General features: G+C 42.6%; 20 protein-coding genes and 1 pseudogene. 10 read left to right on the forward strand and 11 right to left on the reverse strand.

Annotated features, from left to right (window positions below; genetic code table 11):
• The gene (locus QUB80_RS23055) at nucleotides 1-525 is read right to left on the reverse strand and encodes a multiubiquitin domain-containing protein (RefSeq protein WP_276746269.1); all 525 of its coding nucleotides are present in this window, start codon (nucleotides 523-525) and stop codon (nucleotides 1-3) included.
• Nucleotides 526-624: 99 nt separating this feature from the next.
• Here QUB80_RS23055 and QUB80_RS23060 point away from each other — a divergent pair, with 99 nt between their 5' ends.
• Nucleotides 625-981, forward strand: coding sequence for a helix-turn-helix domain-containing protein (locus QUB80_RS23060; RefSeq protein WP_053457985.1), 357 nt, complete (start codon nucleotides 625-627; stop codon nucleotides 979-981).
• Between the two features lie 41 nt (nucleotides 982-1,022).
• Nucleotides 1,023-1,598 (forward strand): ImmA/IrrE family metallo-endopeptidase, encoded by a 576-nt coding sequence (locus tag QUB80_RS23065; RefSeq protein ID WP_276746272.1) that lies wholly within the window; start codon nucleotides 1,023-1,025, stop codon nucleotides 1,596-1,598.
• A 19-nt stretch (nucleotides 1,599-1,617) separates the two neighbouring features.
• On the opposite strand, the gene QUB80_RS23070 is transcribed toward QUB80_RS23065, so the two are convergent.
• Nucleotides 1,618-1,899, reverse strand: a complete 282-nt coding sequence (locus QUB80_RS23070; protein ID WP_276746274.1) for a hypothetical protein — start codon at nucleotides 1,897-1,899, stop codon at nucleotides 1,618-1,620.
• Here QUB80_RS23070 and QUB80_RS23075 point away from each other — a divergent pair.
• The 3 genes from QUB80_RS23075 to QUB80_RS23085 all read left to right on the forward strand — a co-directional run bounded on the left by QUB80_RS23075 (nucleotide 1,881) and on the right by QUB80_RS23085 (nucleotide 3,481).
• A complete protein-coding gene (locus QUB80_RS23075) occupies nucleotides 1,881-2,324 on the forward strand; it encodes a hypothetical protein (protein ID WP_276746277.1) in 444 nt (147 codons plus the stop codon). The genes QUB80_RS23070 and QUB80_RS23075 overlap by 19 nt on opposite strands.
• A gap of 96 nt (nucleotides 2,325-2,420) precedes the next feature.
• Nucleotides 2,421-2,975 carry a GNAT family N-acetyltransferase gene (locus tag QUB80_RS23080; protein WP_276746280.1) on the forward strand — a complete coding sequence of 185 codons (555 nt, stop codon included), beginning with the start codon at nucleotides 2,421-2,423 and terminating at the stop codon, nucleotides 2,973-2,975.
• A gap of 17 nt (nucleotides 2,976-2,992) precedes the next feature.
• Nucleotides 2,993-3,481 carry a hypothetical protein gene (locus QUB80_RS23085; RefSeq protein ID WP_289791828.1) on the forward strand — a complete coding sequence of 163 codons (489 nt, stop codon included), beginning with the start codon at nucleotides 2,993-2,995 and terminating at the stop codon, nucleotides 3,479-3,481.
• A 31-nt stretch (nucleotides 3,482-3,512) separates the two neighbouring features.
• Here QUB80_RS23085 and QUB80_RS23090 read toward each other — a convergent pair whose 3' ends face one another.
• From QUB80_RS23090 to QUB80_RS23125, 8 genes and pseudogenes are all read right to left on the reverse strand, one after another.
• On the reverse strand, nucleotides 3,513-3,665 hold the full coding sequence (locus QUB80_RS23090; protein WP_289791829.1) for a hypothetical protein: 153 nt from the start codon (nucleotides 3,663-3,665) through the stop codon (nucleotides 3,513-3,515).
• Nucleotides 3,666-3,842: 177 nt separating this feature from the next.
• Nucleotides 3,843-4,436 carry a cupredoxin domain-containing protein gene (locus tag QUB80_RS23095; RefSeq protein ID WP_289791830.1) on the reverse strand — a complete coding sequence of 198 codons (594 nt, stop codon included), beginning with the start codon at nucleotides 4,434-4,436 and terminating at the stop codon, nucleotides 3,843-3,845.
• A gap of 3 nt (nucleotides 4,437-4,439) precedes the next feature.
• Nucleotides 4,440-6,711: pseudogene (locus QUB80_RS23100) on the reverse strand (heavy metal translocating P-type ATPase).
• A gap of 100 nt (nucleotides 6,712-6,811) precedes the next feature.
• Entirely contained in the window at nucleotides 6,812-7,324 is a 513-nt protein-coding gene (locus tag QUB80_RS23105) for a DUF2231 domain-containing protein (RefSeq protein WP_289791831.1), read from the reverse strand.
• 46 nt (nucleotides 7,325-7,370) lie between these two features.
• Nucleotides 7,371-7,565 (reverse strand): heavy-metal-associated domain-containing protein, encoded by a 195-nt coding sequence (locus QUB80_RS23110; RefSeq protein WP_289791832.1) that lies wholly within the window; start codon nucleotides 7,563-7,565, stop codon nucleotides 7,371-7,373.
• 250 nt (nucleotides 7,566-7,815) lie between these two features.
• Nucleotides 7,816-8,148, reverse strand: a complete 333-nt coding sequence (locus QUB80_RS23115; protein ID WP_289791833.1) for a four-helix bundle copper-binding protein — start codon at nucleotides 8,146-8,148, stop codon at nucleotides 7,816-7,818.
• 11 nt (nucleotides 8,149-8,159) lie between these two features.
• Nucleotides 8,160-8,606, reverse strand: coding sequence for a four-helix bundle copper-binding protein (locus QUB80_RS23120; RefSeq protein ID WP_276746298.1), 447 nt, complete (start codon nucleotides 8,604-8,606; stop codon nucleotides 8,160-8,162).
• A gap of 108 nt (nucleotides 8,607-8,714) precedes the next feature.
• Nucleotides 8,715-9,083, reverse strand: coding sequence for a four-helix bundle copper-binding protein (locus QUB80_RS23125; RefSeq protein ID WP_276746301.1), 369 nt, complete (start codon nucleotides 9,081-9,083; stop codon nucleotides 8,715-8,717).
• A gap of 264 nt (nucleotides 9,084-9,347) precedes the next feature.
• Between QUB80_RS23125 and gorA the strand changes: the two genes are divergently transcribed.
• Together gorA and fldA are read left to right on the forward strand one after the other, a co-directional pair.
• Nucleotides 9,348-10,688 (forward strand): glutathione-disulfide reductase, encoded by a 1,341-nt coding sequence (gene gorA, locus QUB80_RS23130; RefSeq protein ID WP_289791834.1) that lies wholly within the window; start codon nucleotides 9,348-9,350, stop codon nucleotides 10,686-10,688.
• Nucleotides 10,689-10,935: 247 nt separating this feature from the next.
• Entirely contained in the window at nucleotides 10,936-11,448 is a 513-nt protein-coding gene (gene fldA, locus QUB80_RS23135; RefSeq protein ID WP_289791835.1) for a flavodoxin FldA, read from the forward strand.
• A gap of 516 nt (nucleotides 11,449-11,964) precedes the next feature.
• Here fldA and QUB80_RS23140 read toward each other — a convergent pair.
• Nucleotides 11,965-13,653: an iron uptake porin gene (locus tag QUB80_RS23140; protein ID WP_289791836.1), complete on the reverse strand. Its 1,689-nt coding sequence runs from the start codon at nucleotides 13,651-13,653 to the stop codon at nucleotides 11,965-11,967.
• 337 nt (nucleotides 13,654-13,990) lie between these two features.
• On the opposite strand from QUB80_RS23140, the gene QUB80_RS23145 reads away from it, so the two are divergent.
• From QUB80_RS23145 to QUB80_RS23155, 3 genes are all read left to right on the forward strand, one after another.
• The gene (locus QUB80_RS23145) at nucleotides 13,991-14,197 is read left to right on the forward strand and encodes a hypothetical protein (RefSeq protein ID WP_276746312.1); all 207 of its coding nucleotides are present in this window, start codon (nucleotides 13,991-13,993) and stop codon (nucleotides 14,195-14,197) included.
• 399 nt (nucleotides 14,198-14,596) lie between these two features.
• Nucleotides 14,597-15,322, forward strand: a complete 726-nt coding sequence (locus tag QUB80_RS23150) for a DUF305 domain-containing protein (protein ID WP_276746316.1) — start codon at nucleotides 14,597-14,599, stop codon at nucleotides 15,320-15,322.
• A gap of 220 nt (nucleotides 15,323-15,542) precedes the next feature.
• Entirely contained in the window at nucleotides 15,543-17,237 is a 1,695-nt protein-coding gene (locus tag QUB80_RS23155; RefSeq protein ID WP_289791837.1) for an efflux RND transporter periplasmic adaptor subunit, read from the forward strand.
• The last annotated feature ends 51 nt before the right edge of the window (nucleotides 17,238-17,288 follow it).

Genomic DNA, 17,288 nt, shown 5'->3' on the forward strand with positions numbered 1-17,288 from the left:
TTAACCCTCCGTTGTAGTCTTTTTACCAGTGAAGAATCGCTCGACTCCTGGTGCTTGTAAATCGACAGATTCGTTATCAGCAATTGGGCGGTCTTCTGCACCGCGTACTTCCAGCCACACTCCATAGGATTTAGGGTCAACACCTGCAAGTTCCTTCAGCTTTAACCCTGTGATAATTGGCGCGCCCCACTCAAATCGCCGACCGTCGATAACAAAACGGAAAGAGCGATCGCTACGCCAAGTAATGAATCGCTCGATACCGGGCTTTCTGAGTTCGACCGTTTCATCAAGGCGGATTTCTTCCAACTGACCGTTATGTAGCACTTGGAAGATGAGGTGCTCATCCACGGGTCTCTTGCTTGCTTTATCAAGCAGCTGCCCTCCTGTAATCACGGGGTCGTCTACTTTGTAACTTCGGTCATCAATCCGCACCAAGTAGTGTTTTGCAAGCGGTGGTTGTACAGCTCCGTGCTGCTTGACCCACGCTTCCAGTTCAATTTCCTCAACCACTGTATTGTTAGTCATAGTTTTAGTTGCAAATTTGACTTTTGATTTCACTTATGAAATTTCATCCATTATATTGCACACCTGATGTAAAATTGCAAGAGTGAAATTGGAGGTAAAATGGCAAAAGGACAGTTTGATGTTGAAGCCTTTTACGCAGCATTGGACAGTCAGAGGCTGTCTAAGCGTTTGACTTGGAAACAAGTTGCCGAAAAATCTGGCGTTAGTGCGTCCACTTTGACTCGGATCGCGCAAGGTAGACGACCAGATGTAGACAGTATGGCAGCTCTGTTAGCATGGTCTGGGCTGAACGCAGACTCCTTCATCAAGCGCGAACAGGATACTCCAACCGAATCCGAACCACTTGCTAAAATTACGGCATATTTGCGTGCAGACCCCCATTTAACGCCAGAAGCTGCATCTGCAATGGAAGCCGTCATCAAAGCTGCTTACGAGAAACTTCGCAAGGATCAATGAGATGACATTACGCTGTGGTTTTAGGAAGGAGGTAAATGCTTATGCCAGTTAAGGCGAAGTTCCGTCGCGGCTTTAAGAAGGAGGCAAGTGCTTATTCCAGGGAGTTTCGGGCAGAGCTTGGTCTAAAACCACATGATCCCTTATGTCCTTGGCAGCTTGCTGAACATTTAGCAATTCCTATTGTTCCTCTGTCGGAATTTCAAAATAAAATTCCTGACGAGGTTCGCTATCTCACAGAAAAAGACACAAAAAGTTTTTCTGCGATAACAGTGTTTTATGGTACACAAAGAATAATTGTTCACAATGACGCTCACAGCCTTCTACGTCAGGCTTCCAATGTCTCTCACGAGTTAAGTCATGGCATCCTTCAACACCAGCCAGATGAAGTCTTCAACGAATGCGGATGCCGGAATTTTAACCAAGAATATGAAGATGAAGCAAACTGGTTAGGCCCAGCACTTTTAATTTCAGAAGAAGCTGCCCTCCATATTGTTAAAATCGCAATGACAATAGATGAGGCTGTTGAATATTACCGTGCTAGCAAGGAAGTGATCAATATGCGTATTAATGTTACTGGAGCGAGAAAACGAATTTCTTCTCGTTGGAGAGCTAGTTGAATTAGCTTAAGTGCAAAAATTAATATTCAGCAGTCTCTTCCTGGGGCTGCTCTTTTTCTTGGGATTTGATTTTGGCGTGATAATCTGCGTTCGCTTCTTCCCAATCTCCAAATTGAGTTGGGTTAACCTCTTCAACAAACTTGACAATTAACCGCTTGCCTAACAATGCCATGACTTCCCCTACTCCGTATTCAGGGGAGTAAACGTGTTTGCCAGTAGTCAACCATTCGGGAGGTTCCCCAACAGTTTGGTTAGCGGCGCGGATCAGGGCAGCGTAGTCGGTTGGTTTATCGTTGGTCACAAATCTATGTTTTTGCTACCAAAAGATATTTGTTACTTGTTAAGTATAAATCTAATTATTTAATTGAGGTCAAAAAAGCTTGGGATTATTACAAAACTTATTGCGGTAAAGACGAGCAGCAATACAGCCAAGTATGGGTGAGAACATATAATTTAAACGTTTATAAGTTTGAATTTGTTATTGCTGATTGGGAGTTTTTTCAATACCTTGAAGATAATGCCGATGCTCGCACACAGTATGTTGAAGAAGTAGAAATTTTTAGTGAAAAACTTAAAGCGTTAAAAGATTTAGGTATTTTTGAAAAACTATTGCTACAAGAGGAATATAATTACATCAATTATGAGGGAAAGAAAAGCCTAACAACAGCTGCTTATATTAGATACCGTAGACCACTGCTGAATTGCATTACAACAATTATCTCGTAATACCCATTATTTAGAAAGTTGCACAAAATAAAGCTTTAACGATTAAGTTTAATATTACAATAAGTCTCATTATTAAGTCTAATATCAGGTAAATTGGTGCGCTTACAAGTCCAGTTAAATCGTGGCAATGACAATCAACTAATCGATGGGGTTATTGTTGAACTTGCACAAAATCACATTGATGATTTTGAAAACCTTTGGCGCGAGCAATTGCGTGTTTTTCAGACAGAGGATAAATTCTGGGATTGGTTGTTTAAACTTGGCTACATTAGCAACAATGAAAACGAAGAAGGTTACGCTCTCGAAGTAGAAGGCTGCACCCAAGGGTTGATGATGGTGGAAACTCAACTCCACGGTTCGCGAGAGGCTATCGGACAGCGATTGGTATATATTCAGTACATCACCTCAGCTCCGTGGAACCGTAAGGAAATCCAACGCCCGCCGCGATATAAGGGAGTGGGAACGGCATTGCTGCGATACGCTCGGATTAGGAGCGTCGAGTTGGGATATGGTGGGAGAGTTGGCTTGCACTCGTTGCGTTCTAGCGAACAGTTTTACGAAAATCAAGGCATGACCAACTTTGGTTCCGAAGAAGAGTACGAAGATATGACATATTTCGAGTACGGTTTGCTGCGCCGCCCATTACGATAGTGCTGGAGGAAAAAATAATGAACGAAGAAATAACTATTGGCGAAGCTATCGATTTACTATTTCACCCCGGATCGTTTCAAGAAGCAATCCGTATCGAGGACGAGGCTGACTGTGATGTGATAGCAGGGTTGGATTGGGGAACAGCTATAAGTGCATTATTGAAAAATCCTGGTTTGCTGGGCAGAATGACGCAACTGCGTGTCTCGCTTAACCGCGAAATCCGCCATCTGCTCTCCGAGTGGAATTTAGGAGTGGGAGAAGAAGCTGCGGTTATTGTTGCGCGATCGCTTTTGTTATCTCGACTAAAATCGCCAGAAGTATCTGTGTTACCAATGCTTGAAGGTATCTTGATGCAAAATGACCTGTACGGGGAAGAGTTTATCCAAAATTCTGACATTTTGCGACAGTTGCTTGGAGTTCTGCTTGTTGAGAGTGACTGGGAAGACATTGCAACTGCTGCGGCAAATGCAGTTAGGATGCAAGTGATGCAACGAATATCTGCTTGAGTAAAAGAAATTATGGACAATTCGGATCACATTATGCTTTAAGTACAGTTTGAGAAAGATTGTTACCTGTTCCATGCCGCAGCATATGGGCATGAACTGGAAAAGGTAAACCTGCTAACTCACCAGCTTGCTCAACAATACCGCCTATCGAATACAGTCGCTTTTGACGAGAATGCGCACACAATTGTTATTCATCCGACGGTTGGCGAAGAGTTTTTCAGCTTACGGTGAGTCCTCATTGGGTATGGCAGCGATCGCACTCACAGGCTGCTGTCTATATATTCTAATCGAATAGACGTTCACTATTCAGAAATAATTTCTATTTGAGAAAATTTGATTAAGACTGAATATTTCCTTTTTATCAAGAACTGCTGTAGGTAGTGTGACGAGCTTTTAATGATGAGGAACCATTCATATTGGACAGATTTGACCTTTGCACTTCCACGACTCCACGAAACATATTCATACCGCAGGTAAAGGGATATTGCCCTGGTTTTTCAGGTGTAAACTCAACAGAGGTGACGTGATTCAGGTCTAATTGTTGAGCAATGTGAAAATCGGGTAACAATACTTGCTCCAAACAACTACTCGGATCTCGTCGCATGAAATTTAACCGAACTTTTTGACCTGCATTCACGACTATACGGCTTGGTTCATAGCCACCATCGACCAAAATAGTGACTTCCTCTATTCCTTGATTAGTTTCAGCCTGCTGGGACTTGGTTTTACTCCAAATAAACCACCATAGCTCCAGCCCAATTAATGCTATGCCACCCACAGTCACACCGACTTTTACACCTAAAGGTTGCTCAATGCGGCGAAACTGAGTAGTTTGCTCTGTTTCGGATAATGGCATTTCGCCTGGCGGCATTTGGGCACGTGTTACGCCTGAAGTAACACCAAGCAAAAATCCCAAAGCAATAAGGTGTCCGAAAATTGTTTTTTTACTGAACATTGCTTAAACTCCACCAAATGTTTTGGGTTGAAAATTCCGCAAGCGCAAGGCGTTAGTGACGACAGAAACAGAGCTAAATGCCATTGCTCCCCCAGCAATAATTGGATTAAGTAACCAGCCAAACAAGGGAAACAAAATTCCGGCAGCAATGGGAATGCCAGCAACATTGTAGATAAAGGCAAAGAAAAGATTTTGACGAATGTTGCGAATGGTGGCGCGACTAAGCCCAATCGCCGTGACAATGCCTTGTAAATCTCCAGAAATTAGGGTGATATCACTAGCGGCGATCGCTACATCTGTCCCCGTACCAATAGCAATCCCTACATCTGCCTGTGAAGCGTGCTGGTGCGTCATTGATGCCATCACCTACCATTGCCACCAGTTTTCCTTCTCTTTGGAGTGTTGCCACAGTAGCCGCTTTTTGATCTGGTCGTACTTCGGCTTCGACTCGTGTAATCCCAACTTGTTGAGCGATCGCTTCGGCTGTACGACGATTATCTCCAGTCAGCATAACCACCTCTAAACCTAACCTCCGCAGCGCTCTGACTGCTGCTGGTGAGGATGGTTTTATGGCATCTGCGATTCCCATCAATCCTTGAATTTCCCCATCCACTGCAATCCAAACAACAGTTTTACCAGATGCTTCTAAAATGTTTTTGTGCTGCTGGAGGGCGCTGGTATCAACACCTAATTCTTCCATCCAGCGTTGCGTACCAATTTGTACTAGATGGTCTGAAATAATGCCTTGGACACCACTTCCAGCAATGGCTTCAAAATTCCTGGCTTCTTGGGGAGTTACCTCTTGGGTTTTGGCATATGTGACAATAGCTTCTGCCAAAGGGTGTTCAGAATTCCTTTCTACAGACGCTGCTAGTTGCAGAAGTTTTAACTCATTACGGTTGGCTGTACCGTTATTAGTCACAAAATCTATAACAGTGGGCTTTCCTTGAGTTATGGTTCCTGTTTTATCCAGCACGATAGTCTGGATTTTGTGCGCTAGTTCCAAGCTTTCGGCTCCCTTAATGAGAATGCCGTTTTCTGCCCCTTTACCTGTCCCCACCATCACTGAGGTGGGAGTAGCTAAACCCAAGGCACAAGGACAGGCGATAATTAACACGCCAACTGTAGTGATTGTCGCTAGGGTGAGGTTGCCCATAACGTCAAACCAAATGACAAAAGTGGTAATAGCGATCGCTAACACTGCTGGTACAAACCACCCAGTCACTTGATCTGCTAAACGTTGAATCGGAGCTTTGGAGCCTTGAGCTTGTTGTACCAGTTTGACAATTTGGGACAAAACTGTATCCTTACCAACTCGTGTAGCGCGAAACTTAAAGCTACCAGTTTTGTTAATCGTGGCTCCAATTACCTCATCAGAAGGGTGCTTCTTAACTGGCATACTCTCGCCTGTCACCATTGATTCATCTACCGTGGAAGCACCTTCAATCACCTCGCCATCCACCGGAATTTTTTCACCGGGACGCACCAAAATCACATCTCCAATTTGAACTTCCTGGATGGGTACATCCATTTCTTTTCCATCTCGGATGATGCGAGCATCTCTTGCTTGCAAACCAATTAGTTTGCGGATAGCTTCGGAAGTTTGACCTCTAGCGCGATTTTCCAACAGCCGACCCAGTAATATCAAAGTGGTGATAACTGTTGCAGCTTCATAATACACATCAGGCATTAAACCTTGAGCGATAAAGAATCTAGGGAAAAGAGTGACAAACAGCGAATAGAAATAAGCCGCGCTAGTACCTAAAGCTACTAGGGTATCCATCGTTGCAGCATGGCGTTTAAGGGCTTTCCAGGCATTTCGATAAAAGGAAGCACCGCACCAAAACTGTACAGGAGTCGCCAGTACTAACTGTACCCAGGGATTATCTAGTAATAATAAGCTAACCCAACGTAGGTTTAACCCGGTCATGGCAGATAATGCCCCAATCACAATTAGGGTGCTGAGAATACCTCCAACTACAACTTTGCGTGTGAGGTCGCGTGACTCTGCCTTACGGGCAGCTTTCTCAGCATCATCTTCCCCTGTCACCATTTCTTGTTCTTGAAGGGAATAAGACGAGTATCCCGCAGCATCTATAGCCTCTTGGATTTTTTCTATATTGGTTTTGAGGGGATCGTACTGAATTGTAGCTTGTTCCGCGCCGAAGTTAACTTTAGCATCACTAACACCAGCAACAGTGCGAATCGCTTCTTCGATGTTGTTAGCGCAGGAGGCACAACTCATGCCCCGAAGTTTAACTGTGACGGTATCCATAGTAATACTAGCTTTTTAGCTAGTGCTTTGATTAAATTTTAGAAACAGTAACGAACATTTAAGATAATTTGTGTGATTGAAGCTGGTACTTAACTGAACTTCAATGGCTGTGGCGATCGCTACTATTGCTTCCTCCTGCAACCCTAGCTATACGCCGCTGCGCTTCGTTTGCTGGCTCCGTTCCCTGTCCTGTAGGAGCAACACCCACGCCATTTGAGTACACAAGTTCGCTACCCAGCCATCCCTGAAACAAAGTCAGTCCCAGCACCACGACAGCTACCACCAAATAACCCCATCCCCAATTAAAGCGTGGGTTGTACTGGATGAGCCAGCGCCAAATTGTTAGCCCTGCAATGGCAGCTGCAACAGTAAAGCCAACCCTCATGTGGGTGTGAACGTGCTGATGGGCTGTATGCTCAAGTCTTTCGCGTCTCATATCGAACAGTCCGGCAGGAACAGCGATCGCTGCCCCAATTAAAGCTCCAACCAGCGCCCACCAGCCCGTTGCCTGCAAAGACGCGTTATCCATTAAGTAACCAAATCCATCAGCAAAAACCGAGAGTGTGACAAGGGCGATGGGAAAGTGAACAATAGCGGGATGAATCGGTGGCATGATTGGTACCTCATCGAAATGTCAGTCAGTTACCTGTTGCCTACTTTTAAGCTGCGGGATAGCCAACGGCAGCAATCGCTTGTTTAATTTCCGCTTCTGGTTGCTGTGTCTCAACCCTGACCATTTTTGTTTTCGTGTCAACTTCTACTTTTGCCGTTGCATCAACACTTTTAACTGCTTTAGTGACGGTATCTACACAAGAAGCACAGACGATTTTCGGAACTTTAAGTTGTAATGGCATTTGCTTAACTCCAGGAAGTTAACGTTTTCTTGAAGAACTAATTCTATTTTTGAATCTCCAGTTAGCAGAAGAGTCAAGGGAAAAATACGCTCTCGCTTAAAGTTTTATTGTTTTATTCCTGAGTATCTTCAAATAGGTACAAGGCAATGGAGTTGTAGCAATGAATAACTTTTTTCCTGTGATGCATTTCCCTCCTTAATCTTTAAGGAGGGTAGTATACATCTCGGCTACCTTTACTGTTTAAGCTTAATTAAGCCACACCTGCAACAGTGGCGATTTTGCGATATTCCTCAGCAGCTTGGCGACAAGCTTGTGCACACTTTTGACAATGGGGGTTATCTGGGTACTTCTCACATTCACTGGCGCAGGCTTCGCAAATTTCGATACAAGAGCGAACAATTTGGGGAATGAAGCGCGAACTACGGCTTATATATGCAGCAGAAGTCCAGCATATTTGAGCACAATCTATGCACAGGCGAGCGCATTCAGGCATACTACCCAGGCATTCATCAGCACAGTGTTCGCATTCATAGGCGCAATGAACAGCAATATCTACACTGGATTGAGGTATTTTATGTGCCATTGTAATTCTCCTTAGATTAACAAGTCTTGGTTTAAGTCTGTTTTTAAACGTGCCTCTGCATGAGTTTCGATTGCAACGTTAGACATTTGCCGACAAGACTCGGCACAGCGACGGCACATATCAGCGCAAGCTTTCATTTGAGCATCATCACCCATGCGAAGCTCCTTTGGAGCCGCTACGCGAACGTAATTCTCCGCACACCGCTCACACACTTCTGCACAAACCTCGCAGGTACGAGCGTGTAACTGGGAAGTCCGTAGCATAAAATTAGCACTGGTTTGACAAATTTCAGCGCAGTCAAGCAGTAGTCGAATATGAGATTGTTCTACGTGATTGCCACCCTTTTGCAGACAGTATGTCACTGTATTCAAGCAGATGCTATGGCAGTCCAAGCAGTTCTGAATGCACTCCTGCATTCCTTGATTCACTTGGTTCAAGGTGAGTTGTTGTACAGTCATTCTTCAAACCTATGCAATTACTTGGATCGCTGTTTATGTATGCATAGTGGTTTTGCACTCGCTGACTACCGGATTACGGCAGCCAGCTTTTACAGCGTTTACAGTGACTTATGCAGTTGCCATTGACATTTGCCGACAAGATTGGGCACAACGACGACACATATCCGCGCAAGCTTTCATTTGAGCATCATCGCCCATGCGATCGCAATTCTCCGCACAGCGCTCACAAACTTCCGCGCAAACCCCACAGGTACGAGCGTGTAACTGGGAAGTTCTTAGCATAAAATTAGCGCTGGTTTCACAAATTTCAGCGCAGTCGAGCAATAGTTGAATGTGAGATTGTTCTGCGTGATTGCCACCTTTTTGTAAGCAATATGTCACCGTATTCAAGCAGATGCTGTGGCAGTCTAAGCAGTTCTGAATGCATTCCTGCATCTGTTGATTAACTTGGTTTAAGGTAAGTTGTTGTATTGCCATGCTTTTTACATCTCCAATTGCTTAGGTCAGAGGCAGAATTTCCTCTAGCCTCACCTTAAAAATGTTGAGGTACAGTTACCTCTACCTAATGGATTAACGAGTATTTATTACCAATGAAATATAAGGATTTCATACTAATTTCATTTCTGTATGCATATCTAATTTTTTGTACTTAGGATTACAAGGATTTCATGCAAATTTCATCTTTCTACGAAAAGCTAAATATATAAGGAAACATAGCAATTTTTATAAACAAGGTTAATTATGAGCTTTGATTACGACCTTTTTGTAATTGGCGCAGGACCGGGAGGACTTGCTGCCTCAGAACGGGCTGCTAATTATGGGGCAAGGGTGGCAATTGCTGAACAAGACCAAGTAGGCGGTACTTGTGTCGTTCATGGTTGCATTCCAGAAAAAATGATGATCTATGCTGCAAGTTTCTCCCACATTTTTAGAAATGCTGATGAATACGGCTGGGGAAAAGTTCAGAAAAACTTTGATTGGTGTCAGTTTATTGCAGCTAGAAACCGTGAAATCAACCATCTAAGCAAGGTGCATACTCAGCATTTACAAAAAGCAGGGGTTGAACTGTTAAAAGGACATGTCCAATTATTAGATGCTCACACCTTAGAAATCGAAGGAAGGCAGATTACAGCTAACAAAATTTTGATTGCAGTAGGTGGAAAAGATGTAAAGCCAAACATCCCAGGAGTTGAATATGCTATCAGTACTCTTGAAATGCTACAACTTAAACAGCAACCAGAACACTTAGCAATTATCGGCAGCAACCATATTGCTGTGAAGCTAGCAGGAATTATGAATGGTCTAATTTCAAAGGTCACGCAGATAGTAACTGAAGACAAAATTCTGCCAGGCTGCGATGAAGATATTCGCACAACTATTCAAGAGGAAATGACTCGATTAGGAATCAGAATTTGCTGCAATAGTTCTGTTGAAAAAATTGAACAAGCACAGAATTGTTTGAATTTAATCGTATCAGGTGACAGTGAGCCAGTTACTGTAGAAACAGTTGTCTTTATCACAGATCGTGTCCCTAATTTAGATAGGCTGGATTTAGAGAATGCAGGGGTTAAGGTAGATGAAGGGGGGGTTGTTGTAGATGAATACAGCCGTACTTCTGTGGCAAACATTTTTGCTGTTGGTGATTGCACTCCTAGACCTCATTGGACTCCAGTGGCGATCGCTGCTGGTTGCGCTTTCGCTGATACAGAATTTGGCAAGCATCCTCACACAGTTAGTTATGAAACTATTCCTCATGTATTGGCTTCGCAACCTGAAGCTGCTACAGTTGGGTTAACAGAAGCTCAAGCCCGCGCACAATTTGGTGAATCTGTACGCTGCTATTCTAAAAAGTTTCAACCACTATTCAACTTAATAGGTGAATCGGAGCAACAAACCTTGATTAAGTTAGTGGTTGCTGGCAACTCAGAGCGAGTTCTAGGTGCTCATATGGTAGGGAATTACGCCGCAGAGGTGATCCAAATGATTGGTCTTGCTATGAAAGCAGGTGTTACCAAGCAACATTTTGATCGCACAATTGGTATTCATCCAACAGTTGGCGAAGAGTTTTTCAGCTTACGGTGAGTCCTCATTGGGTATAGCAGCGATCGCACTCACAGGCTGCTGTCTGTTCTTTTCCTGAGTAAAGTAAATCTACCGCACAGATGATTTAAGGCATTGCTCTTGCTTTTAACATGGGTGTTACTAAGAAAGACTTTGACATAACTATCAGCATTCATCCTCAACTAAATAGTTTGTACATTGAGGCGCTAAAGCTAGATTTCTGTGTTCTTCACTAATGTTGGAGATTGTCAGCTAAAAAGGAGGGAAAATGGCTAATATTGGCTTATTCTATGGCAGTGAAACAGGCTACACCCAAATAGAAGCAGAAATGATTCAAAAGGAATTTGGTGGGGAGTCTGTGGTGGAGATTTTTGATATTGCAAGGGCTGAAGCAAGTGATTTTGAAAACTTTGAATACATTATCATTGGTTGTCCCACTTGGAATGTTGGTGAACTACAAAGTGCTTGGGAATATTTTTACGATGAGCTAGACAACATAGATTTTAGTGGCAAGAAAGTTGCTTATTTTGGCCCAGGCGATCAGGTAGGTTATCCTGATACTTTTGAAGATGCACTCGGCATTTTAGAAGAAAAAATTTCAGAGCAGGGCGGTACAACAGTAGGGTACTGGCCTACTGATGGTTATGAGTTTAATGAGTCTAAAGCAGTTAGGGATGGCAAATTTGTCGGTCTTGCTCTTGATGAAGATAACCAGTCTGATTTGACCGAAGAGCGAATCAAAGCCTGGGTTGCACAACTGAAGAAAGAATTTGGCTTATAGGAGAGTTATTTGATTGAGCTTGTTGTAAATGAGTCAATACAGTTTATTGCCCTTACCTATCTACGAAATGCTAGGTACTATGATTTTAGCAGTAGATAATTTATAAGAAAAACTCAGTAGACCCCATTGCCCAGTAGGTGTAAGTGAAATTTAGTTAGAGGAGTTATTAAATCTAACTAATTGCAAGAGGTCTATTGAGTTATTTTTGAGTTATTTTTATTCTGACAGGTAAAGATGAAATTAAGATGAAATATGAAGTTATTTCCGAAAATTTATAACTGCACTTAAAACCAACTACAGTATTAATAAAAAGCTAAATTTCTTCATCATTTCAGGTAATAAAAACAGGCATCATTTTTGACCTATTATTATAAGTAAAGCAATCCTTATTTCTATCAACTGGAAACCTCAATACGCTCATTTTTCATACAAAAGCCCGCCCGCAGGCGAGCTTAGATTTATGTAATCGACAATAGCTAATTGCTAATAACAATTGACCACTATCAGTTAGCAGTTTTAGAAAGTGAAAGTGGTGCGGAGTGTACCTACATAGATGGTGTCATTGTCGTTATTATGTTCTGGGTTGAAGATCACTATTGCACCAGGGGTGACGGAAATATTATCAGTGAGTTGCAGTCTGTACAGCGCCTCTAGGTGGTAGGAGGTGTCGTTGTCTTCACGCCTAGTGGTTCTTGCAGCAGAAGTGAATGCATCATTGTCGCTTACTTTAGGTGGTTGACCGAAGATGAGACCAAGCAAGTTTCCCTCTTTGCCAAAATCTTTGAGGGCAAGGGTTGCAGTCCAGTAGTTCATTGATGCCTCATCACCTTCATCCACACCTGTACCATCTGCCTTGGCTTCTGCGTTGCTATAACCGTACCAACCACTAATAGTTAACTTTGAACTGGGTTTGAAAGCAACTTCTACACCATAGTGGTTAGCGACAGTGGCAACACCATTGAAAGGGTTACCTGCGTATACACTACCTGTGCCCTCAAACATATTTACACCAGACAGACTATTTTGATAGTTGCGAGCGTAGGTCAGACCAATATTAAATGCATCACTGGGCTGGAAGGCTATCTGACCAAGAGCTGTATAAGCACCATTTGTCAGACCTCCATCTGAACCAGGATTGTTAGCTGTGCGAGCTATATAAGCTGCAGATGCACTGAAAGATCCTTTAGGGTTGAAAGTTATGGTTGCACCTGCACCACCGAAACCAGTGCGATAGATGGGACTGAAGCGACCGTAGCGAGATAAAGCGCCTTTACCGTCACTTGCAAGGTCAGGGTTAAAGTTGTTGATGTTGTCATATATATTACCACCAGCAGCATCAACTTTTACCTGTACTGCGTCACTCAGGTTAAAAGTATAGTTGACTTTATCTATGACAGTGTCGTTGTCCTGATTTCCATCAAAGCCAAAGCGGGTCATGTTAGTACCCGTTACATTTGTGTCATACGGAGTGATGTTCCGAGACTGTAAACGGATTTGCAACAGATCTGAACCTGTAAAGCTGCTGTTCAATCTTAGACGAACTCGATCGGCGAAGATAATGTTGGAATCTAGGTCGGGAGCTGTATCTGGATCTACACCAGAGGGAACTGCCCTCTTGTCGCTACCGAAAATGTCAGAAACGTTGAAAATCACTTCTCCAACTAGTTTTGTGGTAGTCGAGAACTGATTAGCTTCCAGTTCGGCAGTGCGAGCTTCTAAAGTATCTACACGACCACGTAAGGTAGCAAGTTCCGCAGAAAATTCTTCTTGCAAACGCTGTAAGGTAGCCAAGTCTTCTTTTGTTACTAAATCAGCTGTCGCTGTAGCAATTAGTTCGTTAACCCTGTCTAAACAAGCATTCAATCCTGCGGCAAATTCATAACGGGTTAAAGCACGGTTACCACGATACGTACCATTCGGATAACCTGCAATACATCCGTAGCGCTCCACTAAGGATTGCAAAGCTTGGAATGCCCAATCTGTGGGTTGTACATCGGAAAACTGCGAAACTGATGTGACTTGGGCAGTCTCATCACTGTACTGCTGCGTTTGGCTTAAAGGAGAATCTTTCGGAAGAGAATTTGCTTGTTGTTTAACTTCAGTTTGAACTGGAATTTCAGCAGCTAATGCTGCTCCTGAAAAAGCTAAGTTGGCTAATAAAACTCCGGGACTAATTAGCAGGCATTTCCACAATAACTTAGACATGATTGTTTACTCTTCACACCAAAGTAAATATTTACAGGGGACACCCCTATAGATAGATTCTCAAATCATGATGAAATTAAGATGAAATTTCAAATTTTGAATAAAATAAATTAGTAAGTCAGACAAGCTTTTTATCAGATATTTGTCAAGTGTAATTTAAATAAAGATAAAATCATAGCATGATGAAATTAGGATGAAATTACAAGTGATTGAATCAAATAAATTCAACGAGTAAACAACCACTTAATAAATAAGTTAAATCCAAACAAACATCAAAGCACTAAATCCGATAGAAACAGCAAGTTACATTCAAAGCCGCTTCTCGAACTTGCAAATTTTGGTATTCCAGCAAACGACCATCTGCCGCATAGTTCATCATGCCCGTAGCGCTGCAACCGCGCAATGGCTTGCTGATTTGTTAGACCAACCCACGCGATCGCTGTCCAGCAATAAGAGAGATTCTTCTATTTCTATCGTGTGCCAAGCTGTTGCCGTATCTGATATAAACCTGGAGTTAGAAGGAGTTATGGGAGATGGCAAATAGTGCAGCCTTATACCTGCTTAACTATATTATTGGTTCACTTCTACACTTAGATTGACAGAACTTGATGAAATCAGAATGAAATACCGATTTATTCTTAAAGAAATTTTTTAATATATTTCAGTGGTCAAATAAAATAAATTTGCCAGCACCCAAGAGACTGGTAGTTTAAGACTCTACTACCTATTGAGTGTCATCAGTAACAATCGTATTCACAGATTGGAGAGTAATAATTTCCTATTTGTGGTAAAGCAGATTTCATTCTCATTTCATTTCTTCACGCCAAACTAAATAGTAAGTATGTACGGTAATTACGGTACATCACGGTCAACTCTCTATCTAACTGGAGATTTCAAAATAGAGAAGGAAACTCTTTAATTTCAAAAGTCAAAAATTAATTTAATGTCTATGCGACCTATTTCTTGGAAAACTGGATTTTTTGCGTTTACTTTTGTAGCACTTGCATCCCTAACAGGCGGCGTGCTTACAGCTTGTTCTACAACTGCTTCCCAAAACCAAAGCCAAGCACCAAATACCGTCGCTAGCGGTACTAGTGACAACAAACAGATAAACCATGATAGCGACATGATGAATCATGGTGGCATGAACCACAGCATGGCAATGGATTTAGGCCCAGCTGATGCTAACTATGATTTGCGGTTTATTGATGCAATGACTTTGCATCATCGAGGAGCGATCGCAATGGCAAAAGAAGCTGAGCAAAAATCTCAACGCTCTGAAATAAAAAAATTAGCCCGTAACATCATTGTTGCTCAAAGTAGAGAAGAAAATGAGCTATTGCAGAAGTGGCGGAAAGCCTGGTATCCCCAAGCAAGTGCTGAGCCTGTTGCCTACGACGGCGAGGGTAAATCTGTGGTTCCTATGTCAAAAGAACAACAGAAAAGCATGACAATGCTTGAGGATCTCGGATCTGCCGATGCACAGTTCGACCTTCGGTTTATGAACGCAATGATTGCTCACCATGAAGGTGCTGTAATAATGGCCCAAGATGCTTTGAATAAGTCTAAACAACCTGAAATTAAGCAATTGGCTCAAGAAATTATTGATTCACAGCAAGCTGAGATTAATCAAATGAAGCAATGGCGACAAGCTTGGTACAACAAGTAAGTTAATTATTTATTGCTTTTTGCAGATGATATACCACTAATAGCCAAAGTGTTTGAAAATTTTAGCTGTGTGTTTCTTGATTTAAGGAGTAGTTTAAGTGCGATTTCATCCTAATTTCATTTCTATATGAAAGACTAAAAATGTGTGTAGATCTAACGCGCATCAATAACACTAATTACGATACGAAATCCCTTTCCTGTACTCAAGGACTTGAAGCACCATGTCCAACTCCTATCCCAAACCACCTACAGCAATTAGTCGTGTTTCTGGAACACTCCTAAGCCTGTTGTTATTAGCAAGTCCCGCAGTAGTTCTAGCTCATGGCGGACACGGAGATGAATTTCAAGGCCCAAACCAAGCCACTCAAACTACTGGCTCAATTCAGGTTGATGCAGAGACAGCCAAACGGTTAGGGATTAAAGTCGAGCTAGTTAAACGTCAGCGACTAGCTGTTGGCATAAAAACCACAGGGCAAATCGAAACTCTTCCTAGCCAAAAAGTGGAAGTGACTACCCCAATTACTGGGGCAAAAGTGGTTGAATTGTTGGTGGAACCTGGTGCAACAGTAAAAAAAGGTCAACCCGTTGCTGTTGTAACCAGCCCAGACTTGGTGACATTGCGAGTTGAATCACAAGAAAAACTAGCACAAGCTCAAGCTGATTTACAACAAGCACAAGCAGACTTGAGATTAGCTCAACAAAACTACGATCGCTATCAACAAATAGCTGACTCTGAAATCGCTCAAGCACAGAGTCAAGTATCATTTGCTCAAGAAAAGTATGACAAGGACAAGCAATTAGCTGATGCTGGTGCTTTACCACGTCGTAATGCCCTTGAATCCCAAACCCAGCTAGCAGAAGCTAAAGCAGAACTAACCAAAGCCAAGAGCCGCCGGGACGTGATCGAGGCGGAAAATCAACTCAAACGCGCTCAAGCAGCAGTAAATGTAGCACAATCACGTATCAACCTCAGTAACACTACTTATCAAACGCGACTGCAACAACTAGGAAACAGTGCCAATGCTAAAGGACTGGTGACAGTAACCGCTCCCATCTCCGGCAAGGTTGCTGATAGAGAAGTGACTATTGGTCAAACTTTTAATGATGCAGGTGGCAAATTAATGACGATTGTCAACGATAGTCGGCTTTTTGCCACAGCTAATATTTATGAAAAAGATTTAGGTAAGGTAAGAAATGGTCAAAGAATTAGTTTAAAAGTCGCTAGTATGCCTGAGCGTAACTTTTCTGGACGAATTTCTCGAATTGGTACACTAGTAGAAGGAGAAACACGAGTAGTACCAGTACAAGCAGAAATTAATAATATAGGTGGGCAACTCAAACCGGGAATGTTTGCAGAGCTTGAAGTTCTGACAGAGCAAGCATCAGCTGCTAAGTTGGTGATTCCTAGTTCAGCTGTAGTTGATGTGAATGGTAAAAAAATTGTCTACGTGCAAAATGGTAATGCTTACCAACCGATTGAAGTCAGCTTAGGGCAAACTTCGGGAGACACGATCGAGGTAAAGACTGGGTTATTTGAGGGAGATTTAATAGTTACTCAACGTGCGCCGCAACTTTATGCCCAATCATTGCGGGGTGATACTAAGCAAAAAGTAGACGAACATACACAAGCTCCTTCGCAGACAACGGAGGTTCAAACGTCTAGCTTACCAGTACCGCTGTGGTTGCTAGGAGTAGGTGGAGGAGCTGCAATAGCCACTATAGCTTTTATAGGTGGTGCTTTCTGGTCTGGTCGTAGCAGTAAATTGCAGCAGCTAGTACTAGTAGGCAGTTCGTCGGAGTTAGATGCTCCTGTTCATGAAACAGAAAGTTATCATAATAACTCTAAATCGCCAGCTTTATCTGGTTCAACCACAAATATAAATGAACATGAAGATCCTCATTATCCACAATCTTAACTAAATTCTATTGCCCATACTTCACCAGCAGCACGCACTATCTTAAATTGA

The organism is Chlorogloeopsis sp. ULAP01, assembly GCF_030381805.1.
Classification (GTDB): domain Bacteria; phylum Cyanobacteriota; class Cyanobacteriia; order Cyanobacteriales; family Nostocaceae; genus Chlorogloeopsis.